Source organism: Desmospora profundinema (genome assembly GCF_031454155.1).
GTDB lineage: Bacteria > Bacillota > Bacilli > Thermoactinomycetales > DSM-45169 > Desmospora > Desmospora profundinema.
The window spans coordinates 219,374-240,797 of sequence record NZ_JAVDQG010000002.1 but is presented as its reverse complement, the minus strand read 5'-3'; the positions used below and the strand labels follow the sequence as shown (position 1 = coordinate 240,797).

The following is a 21,424-nucleotide window of genomic DNA, read 5'->3' as shown; positions in this document are numbered from 1 at the left end:
CTTCGGGATCTTATGGAAGGATGGTTACACCTGGTTTTTCTTATTGTGAAAAATCGCCTTCAGCATGGGCGGGGTGACCAGTGTCGTTGCCAAAACGATAATGACGGTGACGGTAAACAGTTCGTTGTCGATCAGTCCACGGCCAAGGCCGATCGAGGCGACGATGAGACCGACTTCGCCCCGTGCCACCATACCCGATCCGATTCCTGCGGAGCTGCGCCAGTTGAAGCCCGCCAGTTTGGCCCCCAACCCACCTCCGATCAACTTGCTCAAGATGGCCACCACGGTGAGTGCCAGGATCAGCCACAGGATGTCCAGCGTTAATCCGCTGATATCGGCGGCTACTCCGATACTGACGAAGAAAATGGGGACGAAGAAGGAGAAGGAGATGACCTCTACTTTTTCAAACAATTCGTGCCGATATTTGGTTAGGCTCAGCATCAGACCGGCGAAGTAGGAGCCGACAATTCCCGCCAGACCGAACATTTCCGCGAAATAGGCAAAGGAAAGGGCCGAGATGATCCCAAAGGTCAACAGCACTTCGGTCGTCAACAGATTGGATGCCCATTGAAAGATGCGGGGCAAGACCTTGCGGCCCAACCAAAACACCAGGATGAAGAAGAGAACAATTTTAGCCAACAGAAGCACGATATCCAACACACTGCCGCCGCCACCGCTTCCTGCGGCAAATCCGACGACGACGGAAAGGATGATGATCCCGAGAACATCGTCCAATACAGCCGCACCCAAGATGGTGACCCCTTCTTTTGTTTGCAACTTCCCCAATTCCCGTAGGGTCTGCACCGAAATGCTGACGCTGGTGGCGACCAATAACGTACCGATAAAAATCGCCGTGGAAAACTCGTAACCAAAGAGCCAGCCGACGGTAAAACCGGTCACCAGCGGAAAGATGACTCCGCCGATGGCCACAAGGGAGGAGCCGTAGGCGGTTTTTTTAAACTCGTCCACATCGGTTTCCAACCCCGCCAAAAACATCAGCAGAATAACCCCCACCTCGGCAAGCTCCTTGATCAACCCCGGATTTTCGGGGTCTATCACAATCCAGCCCAGCAAGGCCGGTCCCAGGATGATCCCGACCAACAGCTCTCCAAAAACGGAAGGCTGTCCCATTTTTTTACTTAAATGTCCCGCTACTTTAACCGCCAGCAGGATAAGTACGAGATCCCACAAGAAGTGCAGTTCATGTAGCTTTTCCCAGTCGATGAGCTTATTGATGAAGTCCATCTCAACCCTCCTTTATGATAAAATCCTTTTTTATTTTATCAGAGAAGCGAGGGATTGGGGACTTTGCGTTCAAAGTATGGTCCGTCCCGGAGGTGATTGGTATAATTAAGGGTAGTGATCCAAAAAGGGGGATGGATGATGGGGAAACCCAATATAGGCCTGTGGATCATTTTGTTGATGTCGGTGGTGCTGATCGGCGGTCTCACCCTCAGCTTTCTGTCTTCCTAAAGGTCTTGTCACCAATCGTTTCAATCCAATGGGAAACAATGGGCAAGCCCGCTGTGGTATAATGGTAATGAAACGATTTTCTGGATAACGGGGTGTCCGGTTTGCAATCGATACGTCCCGCCATTGGGTATACACTTTTGCTCGTCATGCTCTGCTTTTGGTTTCCCATGGAGGGGGAAGCGGCATGTTTTCTCAGTCATGGAAAAAAACGGACTGCAATGGCCGCATCCCTGCGATTTTTCCTGTATTTACGCAATTGGAAATCCCGGCTGGCCCGAGCGGGACAGCATTGGTTCCGGCACTTTGCCGCCCGCTGTGATGATATCCAGTATCGCCTGAGAGGGATTTGGACTATACCACGCCAATATCAAAGTGATACATTTTGATCGAGATCCAAAGTGCACACTAACCAACAAACACGACAAAAGGGGAAATGAAAGATGTCCATCAATACGATTATGCTCTTTGTCGTTCTCGCTGCTTTTGGTCTCACCATCTGGGCGCAGTTCGCTGTCAAGGGCAGCTTTAAAAAGTGGGCGAAAGTGAACGCTTCTTCCGGGATGACCGGCCGTGAAGTAGCCCGGCGCATCCTGGACGATCACGGCTTGCACGATGTAGCCGTGGAACCGGTGCAAGGCAGCTTGACCGATCATTACGACCCGACGACCCGAACGGTCCGCCTGTCGGAACCGGTCTATCATGAAAATTCCATCGCCGCCGTTTCCGTGGCGGCCCACGAATGCGGCCACGCCATCCAGCACAAGGAAGCATACGGTGCTTTGGTGTTGCGGCACAAAATGTTCCCGGTGACCAACTTTGCCTCCGGAATCGCGCCGTTTTTGCTGATTGGGGGATTGCTTCTTGGTCAACTACAGTTGTTCGGTTTGGGGATTCTGCTGTTCTCAGCCGCCGTCGCTTTTCAATTAGTCACCCTGCCGGTGGAGTTTAACGCCAGCAGCCGCGCCAAAAACATCATGGTACAGATGGGGATCATCCGCAACTTGGAAGAACGCGGAGTGAACAAGGTACTAAATGCCGCCGCCATGACCTACGTGGCTTCCACCTTGTACGCCTTGCTGGAGTTGTTGCGGTTTATCATCCTGTTCTTCTCCGCCAACAATGACTGATGCATCGCTTTTGAGACCGCCTGTGGGCGGTCTCTTTCTTGTTACAATGCCAGACCGGAACCAAGTGAACTAGGCGGGACTGGTACGGGTGAGTGCATCCCTGACATTTGTCCAGGGTGGTACATAATTTCAAGGAGCCGTCGGATACTAAGCATGCACGTTTTTACTAAAAGGAGTGAACGAGATGCGTGCTTTGACCAAGTGGATTGTGGTCCTGACGGCATTTGCCCTTTTTTTTACCTCCGTCGGTTGCGCTATGCAGCGGCGTCCGGAGGAAGCGCGTCAGGATGTGCGACAGCCAACCCGGCCCTTGCGCGAGGCCACTGACCGGGTGGATCGGGTCCGCGACGCTCGCCCTGCTGAAACGATGCGGGTGGCGGATAACATTGCCGAAGATGTGGCGAAACTGGACCGAATTGATTCCGCTACGGTGATGTTGATGGGACGGACCGCATATGTGGCAGTCGTATTTGATAAAGACTACACCGGCGGGATGACCAACAAGGTGAAAGACCAGGTTTCCAAGCGGGTTCGTCAGACGGATCCCAATGTGGATCGGGTCTTCGTTTCCGCCAACCCGGACTTTGTGGACAGAATGGGTGATTACACCCGGGACATCCAGCAAGGCCGCCCCATCGCCGGTCTGGCGGACAATTTCATGGAGATGGTTGAGCGCACGTTCCCGGCCGCCCGCTGACGGGTGGAGTTTCCGGTTCATTGGTTAGACCATCGAGTGGAAATCAAGTCGGCCCCCGGTTGGGGTCTCAGATTGGTGACAAACACAATGGGATGGTTGGAAAAAAGGGAGGGGTGGTTATCCGGCGAGCGACTTGCCACGCATTGGAGCGGAGACGGATAACCACCCCGACCGTCCTGTGATGGGTTTGTCAGCAGTCGGCCCCCGGTTGGGGGCTTTTTTATGTAGCGGCCTTCTCGCCAATGTTCGACATTGTGATAAAATAATAGGAAACGTGTGAGGGGTTGCACCCCGGTCCCATCCGATCCACCCGGTGAAAGAACCAGGTGGCACAGAGAAACAATCATACGGGAGGAGTTACCTATGCAACGTCTGACACCGCGGGACATCTTTGATAAAGACTTTAAAACGACCCTTCGGGGATATGATGTGGACGAAGTGAACGAGTTTTTGGACCTGATCATTAAAAACTACGAAGACGTGTTGGAGGAAAACGAGCAGTTAAAAGAAGAATTAAAAAGGACGAACTCCCGCGGCAAGCGGGGCCAGGCGGTCGGCCCGCAGGACCAAGTGATTCAGGACATCCTGATGCGGCTGGATCGGCTGGAACAGATGATGCGTCGCTAGTCCAAGGAGACTATCCGAAAAAGGGGTGCATTCATGTCTGGCTTGGAGAGAATGATCAGCGGGGTGACGGGCACGGGGGACCATGCCCGGGAATCCGATCTGAAGACGCGATATTATCGGGGTCCCTTACGGGAGGTGGTGGAACGGATCCGCAAACTGCCGTCGGAGGATAACCGGTTTCGTCTGGTCCATGTTGACGAGGACAGGGGGGAAGTCATGCTGGAACACCGTGGCGTCTTGGGTATCACTCATGATGTGGTGGTCACTCCTGTTGCCATGACGCCGCTCTCGATTGCAGTGGATGTTCATGCGGCCATCCGGGGACGGATGTGGGATTTTGGTGGATGGAACCGCAAACTGATCCGGGCTATATACACCTATCTGGATCGACACCTATCCCCGTCATCCGGGTCGGCAAAGTGAAAGGAGAATCGCTTCGCACCCTGTGGGCGGAATGGGCGGCGGTGCATGGGGAATCCGGCGTTCGCATCGGCTGTTGTCTGATGGATCCGTCGGGAAGGGTGTGGTGGGAACAGGATTCGGAAAAACATTTCATACCCGCTTCCAATCAGAAGCTGTGGACGGCCGGTACGGCGTTGGATCGGCTGGGACCTGAATTTCGCTGGCAGACCCGATTCTCGTGGGAGGAGGGGATTTGTTGGATTCGCGGCGGCGGGGACCCCGGCTTTGATGAGGCCCAAAGCGCAGTGGTGGCGGTGGAGATGAAGCGGGCGGGTTTGAAACGGCTGAGTGAATTCCGCCTGGATTGTTCCGTCAACCCAGATCCGGTATGGGCACCGGGTTGGATGTGGGATGATCTCGGCGAAGGTTTTGCCGCCCCCGTGAGCGCGTTTGTGTCTGAAGGGAACCGAATCCGTTTTTCCGCTCATCCCGGTCCGAAGGGGCCTGTTTGGACGTGGAAACCCGAGGGTGCTCAGATTGGGTTGGATGCCGATGTGTGTTGGGATTCCACCCGTCCAACGGATGTGAAGGTCCGAAGGAAGCGAGATACCAATCACTTTTTCCTTCAAGGAACGCTTTCAAAGGATGAGCCGCATGTAGAAGGGGCGGTGGCTTCGGGCCCGCATTTTTTCGTCGAAGGGTTGACCCGTATGTGCCGCAAGGCGGGAATCCAGGTGGATAGGGATCCCCGGATCCGCTTTGAGCCCTACCGTCAGGTAACGAATGAATGGATCCAGTCTTCGTACCCGCTGACCGCGTTCCTCTCTCGGGTCAACGGGGACAGTGATAATCTGACCGCGGAAATCTTGCTGCGAACAGTGGGACGGGATCATAACGGTGTCTTCTCCCACGCGCGGGGGCTGGAAACACTCTCTAATCATTGGCGTGAGCTGGGTGTGGAACCCCCGGCCCGCCAAACTGATGGCTCCGGTCTGTCGCCCTATAACGCCGTCACCCCTCGAGCATTGGCATCCTGGATGCGTCGCCGGTTAGACTTACCCCATCGGAAAGAATGGATGGACAGCTTGGCCCGTTGGGGAATAAGCGGCACGCTGGAGAGGCGCCCGCCACTTTCCGCACCGATGGCGGTAGCGGCCAAGACCGGTTCCCTGACAGGCGTTCGCTCGTTAACCGGGTATCTTTTGCGGGATGGGGGCGCAGTGGTGGCGATTTTTTCCCTGTTGATCAATGGACTTTTGGAGGATGAACACGGGGAGAGGCTCCAGGATCAGTTTGTAGAATGGCTTTGCCGAGAACATGCTGGCGTATGAGGAAGGCAATTTTTACGTCGAAACGGTAGAGCGGCGTGTCGGACAGATCTATGCCTAACCGTCACGGTTTTTCATAACGTGCTCCTCCACAGCATTCCCCATGATACGGTTCTTCCGTCAATCGATTGATGCGCACCGGAAAGCCGCTCCGGGGAGAATGGATGAAACGGGTGTGGTCCACCATCATTCCGACATGGTGGATCACGCCCGTTCCCTGTTCATGGGCAAAAAAGACGAGATCACCAGCGGCCAGTTTTTTTGCAGGAATGGGACGGCCCGAATGAAATTGATCATGGGCGTCTCGGGGAATGCGAATGCCTCCTGCTTGAAAGAGGCGATACATAAAACCGGAGCAGTCGAAACCAAAGGAGGACATTCCTGCCCATAAATACGGCAATCCCAAAAAGCGCTGGGCGTCGTCGATCCGTGTTGCGGGGTCCGTAACGGGCAACTGCGAAGCAGTGATGACATCCGCTGCCGGCAGCAGTCCTGTTTTGCCGTCGGGCGTGAGAACCCAGACATCGCCGTCTTGTTCACCCACTCGGGGAAGTCGGGTCATATAGCTTAAGAAAAGGATCGATCCATCCGCGCGGCAAAGCCGGCTGGTGGTGGCGGTGACATGGACAAGGGGACCTTTTGTCCAAGCCCGACTGTAATCGGGATGGTCGATCAAATGTGTGGATGGAACCCAGCCGGGGTATCCTCTTTCATCCAGATGGGTCGGTTGGTCCGGTACCACCACCTGGAACCAGCCGTCTTCTTCCTGCAATACCCGGACCGGCTCACCGAGGAGAAGCTGCGTATCCAGCCGACCGCCCAACCCTTTCCGGTCTTCTGTTTTCATCTTATGCAACCAGGCGGCCAAGTCGGGCGGATCCATGCACACCGGCCGGTCGATTTCCCGGGGGGCTTGGGGACTCCGCCATACGTGGACGACGGGGTACTTTGCCATTTGAATCGTCATGGAAACCCTCCTTATTATTGAAATATTCCCTATCCTCTTTTAATTCTAACGCAAAGGAAGGAGTTTGTTTGTCTGATCTCGAAAATTCGAACATATGCTAATCATGCAACAAGATCTGGGGACAAAGTGACTTTTTGGTGAGACTTGTGCGGGATAGGCATACAAGGAAAACCAATGGATGAGGGGGCGACTGGAATGAAAAAGGGCGGATGGGGATCGCTGGTATTCATTTTGTTGATCAGTCTGCTTTTGAATGCCTGTGGTGGGGGTAATTCCGACACGGATGCCAATGGCGGCCAGATCTTAAAGCTGAACCTGGGCACCGGGGAGCCGACATCGCTGGATCCGGCACAAGCGTTTGACTCCAATTCGATGCAAGTGGTGCACAACCTGTTTGAGGGGCTGACACGTTTGGATGAAAATGACCAGACTCAGCCGGCGGCTGCAGAAAAAGTGGAAAAGTCGGAGGATGGTCTCACTTACACCTTTACGCTGCGGGACGGGTTGAAATGGTCCAACGGTGATCCTGTGACGGCCGGGGATTTTGAGTATGCCTGGAAACGCGTTCTGGATCCCGACACGGCTTCAGGAGCGGCTTTCCTGATGTATTTCATTAAAAACGGGGAAGCGTATAACGCTGGAAAAGCCGAGGTGGATGAGGTAGGGGTAAAGGCAGAAGACGAGCGGACATTGGTGGTGGAACTGGAACAACCCACTCCTTTCTTTGAAGAGCTGACCGCCTACACAACCTTTTCACCGGTTCATCAAGCCAGTGTGGAAGGGGAGGCACAACCCTTTGCCGAAGCCGACGGGTATATCAGCAACGGTCCCTTCGCGATGAAGGATTGGAAACATAAAAACAAGATCGTGGCGGTTAAAAACGAGCATTATCACGATTCAGATGCGGTCAAGCTGGGCGGGATCGAATGGTCGATGATCGAGGATAAAACCACCATTTACCAACAATTTAAGAAAGGAGAGCTGCATTTGGGAGATGCTCCCCCCGATCTGATGGGTTCCCTTATTGAGAAAGGGGAGGCGCGGGTAGAGGATGCTTCCGGGTTGGAGTTTTACCGTTTCAACACGACAAAGGAGCCGTTTACCAACAAAAAAGTGCGTCAAGCCTTCGCGATGGCGGTGGACCGCCAAGCGATCGTGGATCAGGTAACGGAAAAGCAACAGCGGATTGCGTTGGGTTTTGTCTCCCCCGGCACGGTAACCGAATCCGGCGATTTTCGTGCAAGCGGAAAGGAAGTGTTGCAGGACGCCCAGTTTGAACAAGCCAAAACATTGCTGGAAGAAGGAATGAAAGAAGAAGGATGGGATGAACTTCCCAAAGTGGAGATCCTCTATAACAAGGATGACCAGCACAAAAAAGTGGCCGAAGCGATCCAGGAGATGTACCGGGAACACCTGGGAGTAGAAGTGGGATTGCAGGCGCGGGAAGTGGGTGTCTTTTTCGACGAGCAGAAGGGACTGGATTATTCCCTGTCCCGTTCCAGCTTTTTGCCCGACTATAACGATCCCTACAACTACTTGGAAAGCTTCACCACCGGCCATCCGATGAACCGAACCGGCTGGAGTAACAAAACATACGACCAACTGCTCCGGAACGCCAACGGGGAAAATGACGAGGCCAAGCGGATGGAGCTTTTACATGAAGCCGAAGAACGGTTAATGGAAGAAGTGCCCATGTTCCCACTCTTTTACTATAATAATGTCATTCTGGAACAGGAAAACGTGAAAGGAGTCCTGCGCCACATCGTGGGTCCCAACGATTATAAATATGTGGAGATTGAAGAGTAATCGATAAAACCAAAGCAGCCCCCCAAGCTTGAAAGGATCTTGGGGGGCTGCTTTTCTTTATTTTAAAAACGGGGGTTGGTTAGCCCTTGTTTTTTGCACTGAAAAAGGTGGTAAGACCCAGACCCGATCCAAACGTGATGATACTGGCCACCATTGTGCCAAAATCCGGCGCAAATCCTGGAAAAACAACGAAGGTGGAACCAATGATCAGACCGATGATAAGGGCATACATCATGTGAGGATATCGGGCAAGTAAATACCGAATGGATTTACTGCTCACGATAAAACCGACGGCTACCCCGGATCCGATGATGGCAATCAGTGGAAGGTTCAGGGTTGACAGAGCGTGAATGGCCGTTGAATAGACGCCGAGAAGAAGCAACACTAACGAACCGCTGATTCCCGGCAGTAACATGGCCATACTGGCAAGCCAACCGGAAAAAAATAAGCCCAAAACAGAGAAGAACGATAAGGTTGTCATCGGTTCCGCCGATCGGTCGGGGTTGACGAAGACCATGGAAGCGATCAGAACGGCAGCAATGAGGAGAATAATCCAATGACGGAAAGCAAAATTATGTTTTGCATCCACCCGTTTTACCAGATAAGGAATCACTCCGAGAATCAAGCCCATGAAAAAAAATTGAGTCGGCACAAAATGGTGTTCGAGCAAATAATGAATAAGACGGCTCAATAGTACCAATGCCGTACCCATTCCCATAGCCAAAGGAAGCAAAAACCCGATATGTTGTTTCCAATCTTTGCTGAAGAAACCGCTGACTGCTCCGAGTAATCGATCATAAAAACCGAGGATGACGGCGATTGTCCCTCCACTTACACCCGGAATCAAGTCACTGATCCCCATAATCAGCCCGCGAAATAGGTTTTTCCACTCCATGCGATCCTCTCCCTGGTGTCCATAATACGGGTTCGATTCATGATTTTTTATTCATCTATACAGGCATGGCGGCTTTTCTCCGAGCGGCTTCGGCTGATCATTTTTTCCGAAGTGTCCGGTTAATCATAACGGTCAACATGTTTCGATTCACAAGAGAATCAGGCTTTTTCCGTTACGTTTAACGATTTCATCTTAGCACCGGTTTTTCGGACAAACAAGGCGTAAAGGGGCAAATAACCCATCCGGACTAGGACGAATCTGATCCACTGATCACCCACGAGCCCGGGAAACGAAAAGTGCCCCGGCAGAGACCGTTGTTCTTGAGTGCAAAGGACCCTCCTCATGGGCTGTAGTTGGTGTAAACTGACATGATCGTGGGAAGAGTGGATGCGCATACTAATGGCAACCCGTCAGAGGGGAGGCATGATTCATGGCGCATCATAAAAAGAAAAAGAAGAACAACCGCAACCATCAACCGCGTCGCGGTAACGAAGCCGGCATCGACCGTGCGGCGGATGAAGTGGAATTTGCCGACGAACCCGGTGCAGTCGACCTCGTGAGGGTTCCCGGCCTGATGGATGCGGCCGATGACGTGGAGTTTGGCGAAGAAGCCATGGCGGAGCACCGGGATGACCGAATCCTGGATGCCCGTGAGGCGTTTCCCGCTGATGAGCACAGGGGATACGGAGATGTGGAGGCTGCAACCGAGGTGGCTCCCGTTGCCGGACCCATTGAACGCGAGCGGGAACGGGATGATCGATCCCCCGAAACCAGGGATGCGGGCCGGGGCATGGGTATTTTCAGTCTGGTTCTGTCCGTGCTCTCCTTTTTTATGGTTCCCTTCCTGTTAGGGCCTGCTGCGATCGTCCTGGGTATTATCAGTGCCCGCCGTGGAAACCGATTAGGTGTGTGGGCGGTTGGCCTCGGGGCCGTCTCCATTATCCTGACCGCTTTCATCGCTCCCATCGCGGGTTTTTAGGCAAAGGTTGATCCGTTTGTCGGATGAAACCGCCCCTATGGGGCGGTTTTTTTATGGAACAAACGCTTGCTTTTTTCTTTTTTCCGTGATAAGATGATTTTCGTCATCATTTGAACAACTTGATGTGCGGATGTAGTTCAATGGTAGAACACCAGCTTCCCAAGCTGGTAACGCGGGTTCGATTCCCGTCATCCGCTCCACAACAACCGCCGCGGTGAATGCGGCGGTTTTTTTGTATGCTGCAAAAAAACTTTGATCCGACCTGCCGGCAAAAAAGGTTTTGGCCGTAACGGCAACGTATATGAAAAGAGAAGCAGGAGAAAAGGATGGACACAACATCTAAGTCCGAACCGTTAGAAAGGAGCCGATTGAATGGACCGAAGCCAATATGTACGTGAGCGATATATTCATGAGGATGATGTGTTGCGTTCCATCCATACAGGACTGGAGGAACGGGGAATCCCTCAAATTTCCGTCCCGTCGGAAGTGGGACGCACCTTAAACTGGTTGGTCGGCTTCTCCGGCGCCAAGCGGATCCTTGAAGTGGGCGGTCTTGGGGGATACAGCGCCATTTGGATGGGGCGAGCCTTGCCGAAAGAAGGACGGCTTTTATCGTTGGAGCTGGAACCGAAGCATGCATCCTTTGCGGAGGAGAACGTGGCTAAAGCGGGTTTGTCCGATCAAGTGCAATACCGGATCGGGGACGCCAGGGAGAGTATGGTTGCACTCCGTGAGGCGGGGGAACGGTTTGATTTCTTTTTTATCGATGCCGACAAGAAAGGGTATCCCTTTTATCTGGAGCAGGCGATCCAACTGGCGGAGCCGGGTGCCCTGATCATTCTGGACAACCTGTTTTTCTCCGATCGCATCTTTGATGAAAGCGAAAACGATCCGGATGTGGAGGGATTGCGGCGGACCCATGACTTGTTGTTGCAGGATCCCCGCTTGGATGCGATGGTTTGGACCATTGGTGACGGCTTGGGGGTTGCACGGGTGAAGTGATCGGGAGGTGAGTGCTGCCGATCCAGGCTTTTTCATAACCAACAGCCCACAAGCTCGGGGGCTGTTCATATTATCTATAGATAATATCGTTAATTTGACAGCCATTGTATGTTCCATTTGAAAAAAGATTCATTTCCATAGAATAAAAACTTAAAATGACCCATTGACTGGTATGAGAGTCGATGAATGATACCAAAAAGCCGCTTTCCTGGCGGCTTTTGCTGTGGGATTGACTGGTCCGCCTGTTCCCTTTAGGGCATCATTCGTTTGAGGCGGGGATGGTTTCGCCATTTCTCCACTTGTTCGGCAAGCTTGGGATAGCGGGTCTCCACCTTCTGTAACAAGCGACGGGCCCAAGGGCTTGATTTGGACAGGATCAGAAGACCGATGACAAAAAAAGTGAATCCATGAAGCACCGGTAACACCATACCCAGGATGCCGAGGATAAGCAAAAACCATCCAATAAAACGGTAGATCCAACGTTTGGTTGTCATTCGAAGTGTTCGCTCCTTCATCCGCGACCGTCTTTGGTTTCTCAGTTTGCCACTGAAGGTCCCATCCCATGTACAGATGCTTCCTTCATATTGAAACGAGAAAAAGCGTATATATGTGTCGGAGGGATGCGGCATGATAGTGGCGGTGGATTGTGGAAGAAGTTATGTCAAAGTGATTACGGAGGGAAAATCATTTTTGTTTCCGAGCAAGGTGAGTGGGTGGCGTCAACGAAACTACCGGCATGAACTATCCGGTGATATTGAACTGGAGTACTTGGGCAGGCGGTGGTTTGTTGGAAAGCTGGCAGAACGGGAAGGTGAATTTACGCGTCAAGCCATGCAGGACTCCAAGGCGGTGGAGGAGACCTTGATCTTGACAATGACGGCCCTGCACTTGGCGGAGGCGAAGGGAAATGTCATTCTGGTTACCGGTCTTCCCATCGGCAATTTCACGGATGTGGAACAAAAGGCGATTAAGCGGTTGCTGGAAGGCCCCCATACCGTTCGGCTCAATGGAAAGGAACGCAGTTTTTATGTGGAGTCGGTGTATGCCACCATTGAAGGGGGAGGGGCTTTCTTCTCCGCCCCCCGGATGGGTCTGGTCCGCATTGTCGACGTGGGTGCCAAGACGACCAATTATGCGACATTCCGGGACAAAGTGTTTATCGATCGGGAGTCGGGAACACTTCCCATCGGATGGGAGACGGTGAAGGTGACCAATCTGAAAGAAATGGCGGACTTGATTGCCAGCACAGTCTCCAAGACTTGGGGGAACCATGATATCGTCATGTTGGTCGGCGGGATGGCCCGCAAGCTGGAACCGTTTATTCAGGACCACTTCCGGCACGCCTTTTCCCTGGAAGAACCTCAGATGGCCAACGTACGCGGCTATTATGAAGTAGGAAAGGCTATGATTCGATGAGCATCAAAAAATTGAAGACGGTCACCTTTGATATGGGCGATTCGCGGGAGCGGGAACTGTACAGAATGTTGGAGCGACGATCGGATTCGTTCAGTGATTTGGTCAAGGCGCTCTTGTTTCATCGAATCTATGGAGACGCACCATCGGCTGCCGACGATGTCGCGGATCACGGGGAAGCGATTCGCAACAGCGGCCTTCCCTTCGGATAAAAAGACAGGCGCATACACGCCTGTCTTTTTTCGTGCAAGGGTCCTGTTCACATCCAGGAAGCGTGTTTAACTCACCGGCTCGGTTACCTTGACACTCATAATACGGAAACCCCGTTCCTCCAAATTTTTGCATATTTCCTCCACATGTTCCGTTGGTCCCGTTTTTAACAAAATGCGGCGGGCGGCGGCATCGCCGGCGTCAAAGGTGACGACGCTGATAATGTTTACGTCATAGGGCTTGACACTTTCCAGGATGTGTTCCAGTTCGTGGGGAGCATCCAGGACAAGGGCGAGCAGAAAGCGGACACCCGGCAGTTCATACCCGTAGGTGGAGGCGAGCGCGGCTTCAATATCGCTGATTTTCACGATCCCCAGAAAGGTGAAACCATCCTCGTCCACCACGGGTACAAACGGATATCGAACCATGATGGGAAGCGTTTCTTCAAAGTCATTGTTAATGGATAACGGATCGATCACATAAAAGTGGTCCGCTACGGTGCCTTCCCGAAGAGAACGATCCCATTCCCCACTCTCCGCCAACGTTTTCATCACGTGTCCGTAGCCGGTTATACCGAGGAACAACCCCTTATCATCGATAACCGGGATCGATTCCAGCCCGTGTTGTTCCAATGTGCGGAACAGGTCGGGGATCGGGGTCTGTGGTGTGACGGTGACGATTTCTTCCTTGGGGGTTAAGCAATTCTGGATGAACATCCGCATCCCTCCTGACTTATTTCTTTCCTTACATTCGTCGCCACGGGTAAAATCCCTGCACCGGGACTATTTTTCCCTTTCCTTCCCGGAAGGTCGTTGTCGAAGAGAGGAATATTTGTAAAAAAGACGGAGGGATCGCGGTTTTCACAATATTTGTTGACGTGGAGAGGTGCCTTCGATAGCATTGAATGTGTATTCATTCATTTTTCGGCGAAGGGGGATCGCCCTGTGATGGACTACAGTCGGTACCGGGACGGGACAGAGCTGAACTGGTTTGAAAGCGATTTCAGCATGCAGCGTTACCTTCAGCGGTATCTGTCCCCCGCCTTGCGAGAATGGGGGGAAGGCCGTCTGCGGGAGATGGGGTCTTATGCCGCCGGTCCGATGGAAAAGCGGGCCCGTCACACTGATCGGGAGGGTGCCCCGCGCCTGATCCGGTACGACCGATACGGTCAGCCGATCAACGAGGTATGGGTGAATGAAGGCTATCAGCGGACGGTGGAGGCTGGATACGGCTCCGGGGTGGTGGGGTGGCGCTATCGGGAGGATGTGCCGGAGCCGGTTCCCTTTTTCTACACGCAGATGTTGCATATGCTCATGTCCAAAGCGGAGGTGGGATTCACCTGTCCGATCACCCTGACGATGTCCGTGGCGTTTGTTCTGGAGAAATTTAGTTCCCAGGAACAACGCGAACGTTATCTTCCCCGGCTGGCCAGTATGGATCCGGTCACGTTGGAAGAGGGGGCCACCTTTCTGACCGAGATCCAGGGGGGATCCGATGTGGGGGTAACCCGGACGAGGGCGGTGGCCGATGGAAAGCACCATCTCCTGACGGGGGAAAAGTGGTTTGCCAGCAACTGTGCAGCCGGCCTGGCGATCACGTTGGCACGGGAGGGGGAGACAAAGGGAACCAAGGGACTGAGCCTGTTTTTACTTCCCCGCATATTGGAGAACGGCGAAAAAAACCGGATCACCATCCGGCGGCTGAAGGACAAACTGGGCGTACGCGCGGTGCCAAGCGGGGAATTGGAGCTGAACGGGGCGGTAGGTTTTCGGATCGGAGAACCGGAACAGGGCTTTCGATATATGGCAGAAGCTCTTAATGTTTCCCGTATGTGCACCGCCACCGGTTCTCTGGCCCTTTCCCATCGCGCTTTTCTGGAGGCGGCGGTTTACACCGCCAACCGGGAAGCTTTTGGAAACCGCATCGACCGTTATCCGATGGTACGCCAAACCTTGTTGGACATGATGGCGGACATCGAAGTGGGATGGGCGCTTGCCGCCCGTATGATGCAGGCGATGGACGACTGCCACACTTACGGGCGGGAGACGGAGGAGAACAAGGCCTTGTTGCGCCTCCTGTTGGCAATGGCCAAGTACCGCCTCAGCGAAAACGCCGTACGCCATGCCAAGGACTCTCTGGAACTGCACGGTGGAAACGGATATATCGAGGAATTTGTGACCCCGCGCCTGTTGCGGGATGCACAAGTGAACACCGTTTGGGAAGGGCCATCCAACATCATGGCCCTGGAAATCCTAAAAAATTTAGGACGGGAGGCGAAACGGACGGGGGGAAATTCCTTTGTGTTGTTGCAGAAGGTGGAGCAGGCCCTCAATCAGGTGACGGTTCCAGAACTGGCGGAATCGGTGGAAACCCTGCGACAGGCGTGCGTCCGTCTCGCCCGTGACGCCAAGGTTGTGTTGGAGGCGGACGCCATGGTGCAAAACGCCCATGCCCGCCGTTTTGCCGACCAACTGATCGACGTTTGCGGAGCTGCCTTTTTGTTGGAAGAGGCGCAATATGATTGGGATGTTCGTGCTTGTAGCCGTCTGGCATTGGTGGCACGCTATGTCGTCGGCCGTCTCGGGTACCCTGGCGCCTTTGGCATCGGTGCCGATGTCATCCCGAGTATGGAATGGTTTGACACCATCGTGCTCCACCGGGAGCCGATTATCCATCAAACAAAACAGGGGGAACGACAATGACAGCAAAAACAGTATTGGTGACAGGTGGTTCTAATGGCATGGGGAAAGCGATTGCTACTCGTTTGTGCCGGGACGGAGCCAATGTGGTCATTACCGGACGCGATCCGGAAAAGTTGGAACGGGCAAAAGACGAGATGGCCTCCCTGGACGGGAAGGTGCTGACGGTGGCGATGGACGTACGCAGCCGGGAGCAGGTGGAGGCCACCTTTTCCCAGGCGAAAGAAACCTTTGGCGGAGTGGATGCGTTGGTCAACAATGCGGCCGGTAACTTTGTCGTTCAGGCGGAAACGCTGTCCGACAACGGTTGGCACTCCGTGATCGACATCGTGCTGAACGGGACCTGGTACTGCACGCAGACGGCGGCCAAAGAATGGATTGCTGACAAAAAAGAGGGATCCATCGTCAATATTGTGGCGACGTACGCCTGGACGGGAGCGGCGGGAGTGGTCCACTCCGCTTCGGCCAAAGCCGGGGTTCTGGCGATGAGCCGCTCTTTGGCCGTGGAATGGGGAAGCCGGTACGGAATCCGTGTCAACTGCATCGCCCCCGGAGCAGTGGAGAATACGGGCGGGGTGGAGAAGCTGATCCTGGATGAACGGATGCACAAACGGGTGCTGCAAAGTATCCCTGCCGGCCGGTTTGGCAAGTTGGAGGAGATCGCCGGGGTGGCGGCCTTTCTCCTGTCGGAAGATGCCGCCTATATCACCGGCGATTGCATTACCATGGACGGAGGGCAATGGATGAACGGAGCCCGTTTCATCTGAAGGCATCCCGCTCTTCCTATAAACCGATTCCCTTAGGGGATCGGTTTTTTTGCCGTGGTATACTGGGAGAGGATGTTTCTCGGGAGGGATAACCGGTAGTACATATAAGGCAAATTCGGGTGGAAGACGCTGCTGCCTATCTGGCTTTGCAAAAACGTCTGGATAAAGAGACTTCGTTTATGCTGCTGGAACCGGGGGAACGGACCGCTGGAGTGGAAGAGACGGCGAAGCGGATCCAAAGCGCGGTGGAACAGAAGAACCGAACGATCCTGGTGGCGGAAGTCGCAGGGAGATTGGTGGGATGGATGGAGCTGATCGGAGGCGGTGTCCGTCGCAACCGTCACTCCGCCTATATCGTGGTGGGGATTCGCCAGACTTATACGGGCCAGGGGATTGGCACCCGGTTGTTTACTGCCGGGGAAAACTGGGCGCGTCAAAATGGAATCCACCGTCTGGAACTGACGGTGATGGTACACAACCGCGCCGCTTTGGCCCTTTATCCGAAAAGGGGCTTTCAGGTGGAAGGAATCAGACGGGATTCACTGCTGGTAGATGGCCGGTATGTGGATGAGTATGGGATGTCCAAACTGATCGGAGACGCACAGGAGGGGAAAAGTTGTGTTGACGTTTGAATAACGCGTGGTATGGAAGGATCTTGAAAGTTGATGGAAAAGGAGAAGTGGATTTAATCAAACGGAATACCCTCTTCCGACGTTGCCCCTTTTTCGATCCTGGAACAAACCGCCGCCATCAAAAAAAGGGAAGGACTGCTTCCTTCCCGTAAGGTTTGTTTCGCAAACGAATACTCATTCGCTTTCCTCTACATACAGCTCGGCTGGCACCGGTGCCAGGAGCGGGCTTTTCTCTCCGGTGTAAAAGAGATGCAATTCGTGCATGGCCCGGGTGCAAGCGGTATAAAACAGCGTTCGCTCGCTTTTTCTCCCATACTGTTTTCGTGAAGCATCGTAGAGGATGACCGCGTCGAATTCCACACCCTTGGCCAGATACGAGGGGATGACGACGGCTCCGGTCTGGAAAGAGGCGGTCTCTTTGTCAATCAGACGAAGGGTAATCTCGTCATGTAAGGCTTCAAACGCTTCCCGACATTCCCGGGCAGTCTTGCCGATGACGGCGATCGTCCGATGGCCGGCAGCTTGCAGCACGCGAATGCGGTCGGCAATCTTGTGTGCCAGATCCGTTTTGCCCAACGCTTTCGTCACGGTCGGTTTTTTGCCATCACGGTTAAAGGGCTGAATTGCTTCTCCTCCCGGGATGATCCAGCGTGTGAACTGGACGATCGGCTGGGTGGATCGATAGCTTCGTGTCAGCCGGATCACTTCCGTCTGCTCGGCCCCATACAAGGATGATAACGACGCAAAGTCGGTTCCGGCGGCATGGGGATGAATTGATTGGTTTAAATCCCCGAGCACGGTCAAGCTGGCACGGGGAAACAGTTCCTTGATGAATTGAAACTGGAATGGAGAATAATCCTGAGCTTCATCAATCAACACATGCCGTACCGAGGAGACAGTCTGAAACCCTTCGATTTTCTCTTTCAAGTAAAGGTAGGGGGTTGCGTCTTCGTAGGAAAGCTCGAAGCGATCCAGTTTCTTCACCGCCTCTTTTGCGATCGCTTTCCATTGCCGCGGCAGATCCGCCGATGACCACTTGGATAGGAGAGCGGGATCGGTAAACAATTGCCTGTAAATGGCGGGGATATCAATGAACCGCAGTTGTTTGACCCCGGTAACCAACGGTTTAAAACGCTCCTGAACCACTCCTTCTGCAAGCAATCGTTGTTCCCGTTCATAATCGTCAAAGGTGTCCTCGGTGAACGACTGTTTACGCAAAAGCTTTCGATACACCTGTCCGTACGTTTCCGAATCGAGAAACTGGATCGCCTCTTCCACCCAGGGCTTCGTCTGTTCCAGGCGCGCCTGTTTTTTCAACTCCTTTAACAACCAATCCACCAGATGTTCCATCCGTTGCGGGATGGACAACGCCTGATCAAGGGAATAAAAGCGATCCCGGATTTGTGTGGCGGACACGAGGGTTTTGCCGCGAAACTTGATATGTTTAAAGATCAGTCCGGTTTGTTGGAGCCAGGACAGATAACGATCCAGGATTGCCATGAAGTTGTGGGAGGATTTAAAACGAATCCCCTCGATGCGAAAGGCGTATCCTGGTTCATCCATGGTTGTAAACACGGTTTCCATCTGGGTGAAGGGATCTTCCAGTTGAAAGGTTTGTCCCAAATGGCGCTCCAGGTATTCTTGGAAGGTGGTTTGCGCCATATTTTCTTCACCCAGTTCGGGAAGAACCGTGGAGACGTAGCTGTTAAACATCGGGTTGGGGGAGAACAGCAGGATCTGATCCGCCTTCAGTGTTTCCCGGTGCCGATAGAGCAAGTATGCGACCCGTTGCAGGGCGGCCGACGTTTTGCCGCTTCCAGCGGACCCCTGAACGATCAGCAGGCGCTTTCCTTCGCTGCGGATGATTTGATTCTGCTCCCGTTGGATGGTGGCTACGATCGTTTTCATCTGTGTGCCGGCCTGTCGGCCGAGGACTTCCTGCAACAGTTCGTCCCCGATGGTGACACCCGTGTCAAACAGGCTGCGGATCCGGCCGTCCCGAATGATGTATTGGCGCTTTAATTCCATGGTGCCGGTGATGGTTCCGTCGGGGGTGTCATATTGGGCAGGGCCTGGTCCATAATCGTAGTAGAGACTGGATACGGGGGCGCGCCAGTCATAGATGAGAAACTCCTCTTTGTTTTCATTCAGCAGGGAAGTGAGTCCAAGGTAAATTCGCTGGGGGGATGGTTCCCCATCCTCTACGAAATCGATCCGGCCGAAATAGGGGGACGAGTGGAGCTTCTCCAATGTTTTTAGTCGCTTTTGAGCGTGGCGGTGTCTACGTTCTCGTTCCGACAACACTTCTGCCTGCTGTTTGATGCTGGCGTAAGTTTCCGCCGCTTCGCCGGGATCATCCACATTAACCCTAATATCATCCCAAAAATGTTTGCGGATATCTACGATATCGGCCTTCACTCCGCCGATTTCCTTCTGAAGCACGGTCATCTGCCCGTGGATGGTTTGGATCACTCGATCGACTCGTTTCTGTTCCTTCCGCCACTCTTGCTCGGAGAGACTCATCATACCGCTCCTTTTCAGAGGGATTATGTAAAAAGGTTTGACAGATCCATGAGTTTGTGATAAAGTTAAATTGATGTATTGTGTTTAAAATTAATGATTTATTGCATGTTCTTCATTTTATCATGGCAACCGACCAAAATCAATCCATCCCCCATATTGAATCAACCAAAAAAGAGACGAGGGTCTCCTTTTTTTATGGCTGTTTTTTCAGAACAGTATCGCCATGTCGGAAAAAACGCATGTTTAAGAAACGGTTTCTGCTTTCGAATCAGTGGATAAATCTGCCGCGGTTTCAGCATCAGCATGATCCGGTAGGATAGAGTGGTTTGTCGCCGAGGGAGGTTGGTCTATTTCAATCGATAAGTTCGGGAGGTGGGGTGGATGAAACGGGTGGATGTATCCTATTCTTTTATTTTTGATGAAAACAAACAAGCCGTATTGATGGTGAAAAACAGAAGAGAGGATTCGTTTGACTTTACGTTGCCCGGGGGAGCGGTGGAGGCAGGGGAAACGTTAAGTCAGGCCGCCGTCCGCGAGACAAGAGAAGAGACCGGATACGAGATCGAAGTAGGAAACCTCATCGCGGTAAGTGAAGTGTTTTTTGCATCCAAGGGGCATCATGCCGTTTTTTTCACCTTTATGGGGCGGATTATTGGAGGGGAAATGAGAATCTCACGGCCGGAGGAGATCGCGGATGTGGTCTGGATGGATGTGTCATCTGCTGCCCGATGGTTGCGAAAGGGAGGGATTGAGTTACAGGAGCAATCCAGCCGGTTGGGGGCACCGTACAGGGATCGGGGAATCGTGAAGTAGGGAGGCATAAAAAAGAAGACGGCCGGAGCCGTCCGCAGGGAATAGACCAAGATGGAGAGGACATTTCATGCAATCAACTGGATAAGAAGGGGTTGTCTCTATCGTAAATCATGGTACAGCCGCTGTCAAGAACAAATGTTCGTATCGAGGTCATTTTCATTCCTTTTGAGTTGTCGGGATAACGGGCGCTGGTGATCTGTTTCTTTGTTTAATCGGATGGCTCTGATTTTTGCTGACCTCATATCGAACGACTAAACGGTAGCAATTGTAAAATAATCAACCTATTTTGAAATATACTCTAGTACTACAGTTGTACTTATAAGAGCAGACGCAGATGTGAGAAGGGAGGGTGGTGGGATGGTGCGATCCTTTGCACTCACAGAGCACAAGTCTCGCCTGGGTCACTTCGTTCCCGGTCTCGCTATGCGCTTTTTGCAAGAGATCGAAGACAGCCCACCAGCCCGCCAGCCCGACCAACCCACACTCATATACACTTTTAGTAAAATGCAACTGTAGTACTAGTGCCCCTTCAGGTAACTTCGATCTGTTTTTCATGGCCTTTACGCGGACAAGTCGGTCGGCTTGGTTTTCCGTCTTCGCTCCATGCGTGGCAGAGTCGACTCCGCCGGAAAACCAAGCCTCCCTCCACGTAAACACGATCGATATTGGTAGAAGGGGCACTAGATAAAGCGATACGGATGTTCAGACACATTCTAAGTGAGCTCGTCGATCCGGGTCAGCTCGCTGTGGGCAAAGCGGTGGTGAGCGATAATGTCACCATTGATATTCAACCCCCACACGGAAGCCAGGACATCGGACTGGTTTCCGCCCACGCTGATTTGAATTTCCCACTGTCGAACCGGCGTAGTGGTGTTAGGAAAAACCAAAGGCGGGACGACCAGTGTAGCCGAGTTCGGCGGCACATTAAAAACGGTGTTAAACAGGAGAACTTTTGCTCCATTGATACGGAATGCCCGGACGACTGCCGGGGCGGGAATGGTCGGATCATTATTCAGCACCTTGACCAGCGCCCGGACCGAACGGAGTGAAACGCTAGTCGATAT

The 21,424-nt window shown here is 53.0% G+C and carries 21 protein-coding genes and 1 tRNA gene; 15 read left to right on the top strand and 7 right to left on the bottom strand.

Features of this window, described 5'->3' with window-relative positions:
- Positions 1–24: 24 nt before the first annotated feature.
- On the bottom strand, positions 25–1,245 hold the full coding sequence (locus tag JOE21_RS04830) for a cation:proton antiporter (RefSeq protein WP_309863073.1): 1,221 nt from the start codon (positions 1,243–1,245) through the stop codon (positions 25–27).
- A 668-nt stretch (positions 1,246–1,913) separates the two neighbouring features.
- Between JOE21_RS04830 and JOE21_RS04825 the strand changes: the two genes are divergently transcribed.
- From JOE21_RS04825 to dacB, 5 genes are all read left to right on the top strand, one after another.
- Positions 1,914–2,600, top strand: a complete 687-nt coding sequence (locus tag JOE21_RS04825) for a zinc metallopeptidase (RefSeq protein WP_309863071.1) — start codon at positions 1,914–1,916, stop codon at positions 2,598–2,600.
- Between the two features lie 184 nt (positions 2,601–2,784).
- Positions 2,785–3,297, top strand: coding sequence for a YhcN/YlaJ family sporulation lipoprotein (locus tag JOE21_RS04820; RefSeq protein ID WP_309863068.1), 513 nt, complete (start codon positions 2,785–2,787; stop codon positions 3,295–3,297).
- 363 nt (positions 3,298–3,660) lie between these two features.
- Positions 3,661–3,924, top strand: a complete 264-nt coding sequence (locus JOE21_RS04815; RefSeq protein ID WP_309863066.1) for a DivIVA domain-containing protein — start codon at positions 3,661–3,663, stop codon at positions 3,922–3,924.
- Between the two features lie 33 nt (positions 3,925–3,957).
- Positions 3,958–4,347, top strand: a complete 390-nt coding sequence (locus JOE21_RS04810) for a hypothetical protein (RefSeq protein WP_309863064.1) — start codon at positions 3,958–3,960, stop codon at positions 4,345–4,347.
- Positions 4,269–5,657, top strand: coding sequence for a D-alanyl-D-alanine carboxypeptidase/D-alanyl-D-alanine endopeptidase (gene dacB, locus JOE21_RS04805; RefSeq protein WP_309863061.1), 1,389 nt, complete (start codon positions 4,269–4,271; stop codon positions 5,655–5,657). Before JOE21_RS04810 ends, dacB begins: the two co-directional genes overlap by 79 nt.
- Positions 5,658–5,718: 61 nt before the next feature.
- On the opposite strand, the gene JOE21_RS04800 is transcribed toward dacB, so the two are convergent.
- Positions 5,719–6,621 carry a C40 family peptidase gene (locus JOE21_RS04800; RefSeq protein WP_309863060.1) on the bottom strand — a complete coding sequence of 301 codons (903 nt, stop codon included), beginning with the start codon at positions 6,619–6,621 and terminating at the stop codon, positions 5,719–5,721.
- 195 nt (positions 6,622–6,816) lie between these two features.
- On the opposite strand from JOE21_RS04800, the gene JOE21_RS04795 reads away from it, so the two are divergent.
- Positions 6,817–8,427: a peptide ABC transporter substrate-binding protein gene (locus tag JOE21_RS04795; RefSeq protein ID WP_309863056.1), complete on the top strand. Its 1,611-nt coding sequence runs from the start codon at positions 6,817–6,819 to the stop codon at positions 8,425–8,427.
- Positions 8,428–8,506: 79 nt separating this feature from the next.
- Here the strand turns inward: JOE21_RS04795 and JOE21_RS04790 are convergent, their stop codons facing one another.
- A complete protein-coding gene (locus JOE21_RS04790) occupies positions 8,507–9,322 on the bottom strand; it encodes a DUF368 domain-containing protein (RefSeq protein ID WP_309863053.1) in 816 nt (271 codons plus the stop codon).
- A gap of 430 nt (positions 9,323–9,752) precedes the next feature.
- Here JOE21_RS04790 and JOE21_RS04785 point away from each other — a divergent pair, with 430 nt between their 5' ends.
- From JOE21_RS04785 to JOE21_RS04775, 3 genes are all read left to right on the top strand, one after another.
- A complete protein-coding gene (locus JOE21_RS04785) occupies positions 9,753–10,301 on the top strand; it encodes a DUF4190 domain-containing protein (protein WP_309863050.1) in 549 nt (182 codons plus the stop codon).
- A 126-nt stretch (positions 10,302–10,427) separates the two neighbouring features.
- Positions 10,428–10,501 (top strand) — tRNA-Gly (locus JOE21_RS04780).
- A 172-nt stretch (positions 10,502–10,673) separates the two neighbouring features.
- Positions 10,674–11,303, top strand: coding sequence for an O-methyltransferase (locus tag JOE21_RS04775; RefSeq protein ID WP_309863047.1), 630 nt, complete (start codon positions 10,674–10,676; stop codon positions 11,301–11,303).
- Positions 11,304–11,554: 251 nt separating this feature from the next.
- Here JOE21_RS04775 and JOE21_RS04770 read toward each other — a convergent pair whose 3' ends face one another.
- Positions 11,555–11,797 (bottom strand): DUF454 family protein, encoded by a 243-nt coding sequence (locus JOE21_RS04770; RefSeq protein WP_309863045.1) that lies wholly within the window; start codon positions 11,795–11,797, stop codon positions 11,555–11,557.
- Between the two features lie 133 nt (positions 11,798–11,930).
- On the opposite strand from JOE21_RS04770, the gene JOE21_RS04765 reads away from it, so the two are divergent.
- Positions 11,931–12,719, top strand: a complete 789-nt coding sequence (locus tag JOE21_RS04765; RefSeq protein ID WP_309863041.1) for a ParM/StbA family protein — start codon at positions 11,931–11,933, stop codon at positions 12,717–12,719.
- On the top strand, positions 12,716–12,928 hold the full coding sequence (locus tag JOE21_RS04760) for a hypothetical protein (RefSeq protein ID WP_309863038.1): 213 nt from the start codon (positions 12,716–12,718) through the stop codon (positions 12,926–12,928). The genes JOE21_RS04765 and JOE21_RS04760 overlap by 4 nt, the downstream gene beginning before the upstream one ends.
- 66 nt (positions 12,929–12,994) lie before the next feature.
- Here the strand turns inward: JOE21_RS04760 and JOE21_RS04755 are convergent, their stop codons facing one another.
- Complete coding sequence (locus JOE21_RS04755; protein WP_309863035.1) at positions 12,995–13,642, bottom strand: CBS domain-containing protein; 648 nt, start codon at positions 13,640–13,642, stop codon at positions 12,995–12,997.
- Between the two features lie 231 nt (positions 13,643–13,873).
- Between JOE21_RS04755 and JOE21_RS04750 the strand changes: the two genes are divergently transcribed.
- From JOE21_RS04750 to JOE21_RS04740, 3 genes are all read left to right on the top strand, one after another.
- Positions 13,874–15,628: an acyl-CoA dehydrogenase family protein gene (locus JOE21_RS04750; RefSeq protein ID WP_309863812.1), complete on the top strand. Its 1,755-nt coding sequence runs from the start codon at positions 13,874–13,876 to the stop codon at positions 15,626–15,628.
- Positions 15,625–16,392 carry a 2,4-dienoyl-CoA reductase gene (fadH, locus tag JOE21_RS04745; protein WP_309863033.1) on the top strand — a complete coding sequence of 256 codons (768 nt, stop codon included), beginning with the start codon at positions 15,625–15,627 and terminating at the stop codon, positions 16,390–16,392. Before JOE21_RS04750 ends, fadH begins: the two co-directional genes overlap by 4 nt.
- A gap of 104 nt (positions 16,393–16,496) precedes the next feature.
- On the top strand, positions 16,497–17,024 hold the full coding sequence (locus JOE21_RS04740) for a GNAT family N-acetyltransferase (protein ID WP_309863810.1): 528 nt from the start codon (positions 16,497–16,499) through the stop codon (positions 17,022–17,024).
- A 174-nt stretch (positions 17,025–17,198) separates the two neighbouring features.
- On the opposite strand, the gene helD is transcribed toward JOE21_RS04740, so the two are convergent.
- Positions 17,199–19,547 (bottom strand): RNA polymerase recycling motor HelD, encoded by a 2,349-nt coding sequence (helD, locus tag JOE21_RS04735; protein ID WP_309863031.1) that lies wholly within the window; start codon positions 19,545–19,547, stop codon positions 17,199–17,201.
- A gap of 381 nt (positions 19,548–19,928) precedes the next feature.
- On the opposite strand from helD, the gene JOE21_RS04730 reads away from it, so the two are divergent.
- Positions 19,929–20,360 carry an NUDIX hydrolase gene (locus JOE21_RS04730; RefSeq protein WP_309863029.1) on the top strand — a complete coding sequence of 144 codons (432 nt, stop codon included), beginning with the start codon at positions 19,929–19,931 and terminating at the stop codon, positions 20,358–20,360.
- A 713-nt stretch (positions 20,361–21,073) separates the two neighbouring features.
- Here the strand turns inward: JOE21_RS04730 and JOE21_RS04725 are convergent.
- Positions 21,074–21,379, bottom strand: coding sequence for a hypothetical protein (locus JOE21_RS04725; RefSeq protein WP_309863026.1), 306 nt, complete (start codon positions 21,377–21,379; stop codon positions 21,074–21,076).
- Positions 21,380–21,424 lie beyond the last annotated feature (45 nt).

Bases quoted from the DNA above. Each gene is read 5' to 3' on its own strand.
- JOE21_RS04765 (WP_309863041.1), top strand. From the start codon at position 11,931: ATGATAGTGGCGGTGGATTGTGGAAGAAGTTATGTCAAAGTGATTACG.
- JOE21_RS04750 (WP_309863812.1), top strand. From the start codon at position 13,874: ATGGACTACAGTCGGTACCGGGACGGGACAGAGCTGAACTGGTTTGAA.
- JOE21_RS04770 (WP_309863045.1), bottom strand. From the start codon at position 11,797: ATGACAACCAAACGTTGGATCTACCGTTTTATTGGATGGTTTTTGCTT.
- JOE21_RS04790 (WP_309863053.1), bottom strand. From the start codon at position 9,322: ATGGAGTGGAAAAACCTATTTCGCGGGCTGATTATGGGGATCAGTGAC.
- fadH (WP_309863033.1), top strand. From the start codon at position 15,625: ATGACAGCAAAAACAGTATTGGTGACAGGTGGTTCTAATGGCATGGGG.
- JOE21_RS04800 (WP_309863060.1), bottom strand. From the start codon at position 6,621: ATGACGATTCAAATGGCAAAGTACCCCGTCGTCCACGTATGGCGGAGT.
- JOE21_RS04730 (WP_309863029.1), top strand. From the start codon at position 19,929: ATGAAACGGGTGGATGTATCCTATTCTTTTATTTTTGATGAAAACAAA.
- JOE21_RS04820 (WP_309863068.1), top strand. From the start codon at position 2,785: ATGCGTGCTTTGACCAAGTGGATTGTGGTCCTGACGGCATTTGCCCTT.
- helD (WP_309863031.1), bottom strand. From the start codon at position 19,547: ATGAGTCTCTCCGAGCAAGAGTGGCGGAAGGAACAGAAACGAGTCGAT.
- JOE21_RS04795 (WP_309863056.1), top strand. From the start codon at position 6,817: ATGAAAAAGGGCGGATGGGGATCGCTGGTATTCATTTTGTTGATCAGT.
- JOE21_RS04760 (WP_309863038.1), top strand. From the start codon at position 12,716: ATGAGCATCAAAAAATTGAAGACGGTCACCTTTGATATGGGCGATTCG.
- JOE21_RS04810 (WP_309863064.1), top strand. From the start codon at position 3,958: ATGTCTGGCTTGGAGAGAATGATCAGCGGGGTGACGGGCACGGGGGAC.
- JOE21_RS04825 (WP_309863071.1), top strand. From the start codon at position 1,914: ATGTCCATCAATACGATTATGCTCTTTGTCGTTCTCGCTGCTTTTGGT.
- JOE21_RS04815 (WP_309863066.1), top strand. From the start codon at position 3,661: ATGCAACGTCTGACACCGCGGGACATCTTTGATAAAGACTTTAAAACG.
- JOE21_RS04785 (WP_309863050.1), top strand. From the start codon at position 9,753: ATGGCGCATCATAAAAAGAAAAAGAAGAACAACCGCAACCATCAACCG.
- dacB (WP_309863061.1), top strand. From the start codon at position 4,269: ATGGAACCGCAAACTGATCCGGGCTATATACACCTATCTGGATCGACA.
- JOE21_RS04755 (WP_309863035.1), bottom strand. From the start codon at position 13,642: ATGTTCATCCAGAATTGCTTAACCCCCAAGGAAGAAATCGTCACCGTC.
- JOE21_RS04830 (WP_309863073.1), bottom strand. From the start codon at position 1,245: ATGGACTTCATCAATAAGCTCATCGACTGGGAAAAGCTACATGAACTG.
- JOE21_RS04775 (WP_309863047.1), top strand. From the start codon at position 10,674: ATGGACCGAAGCCAATATGTACGTGAGCGATATATTCATGAGGATGAT.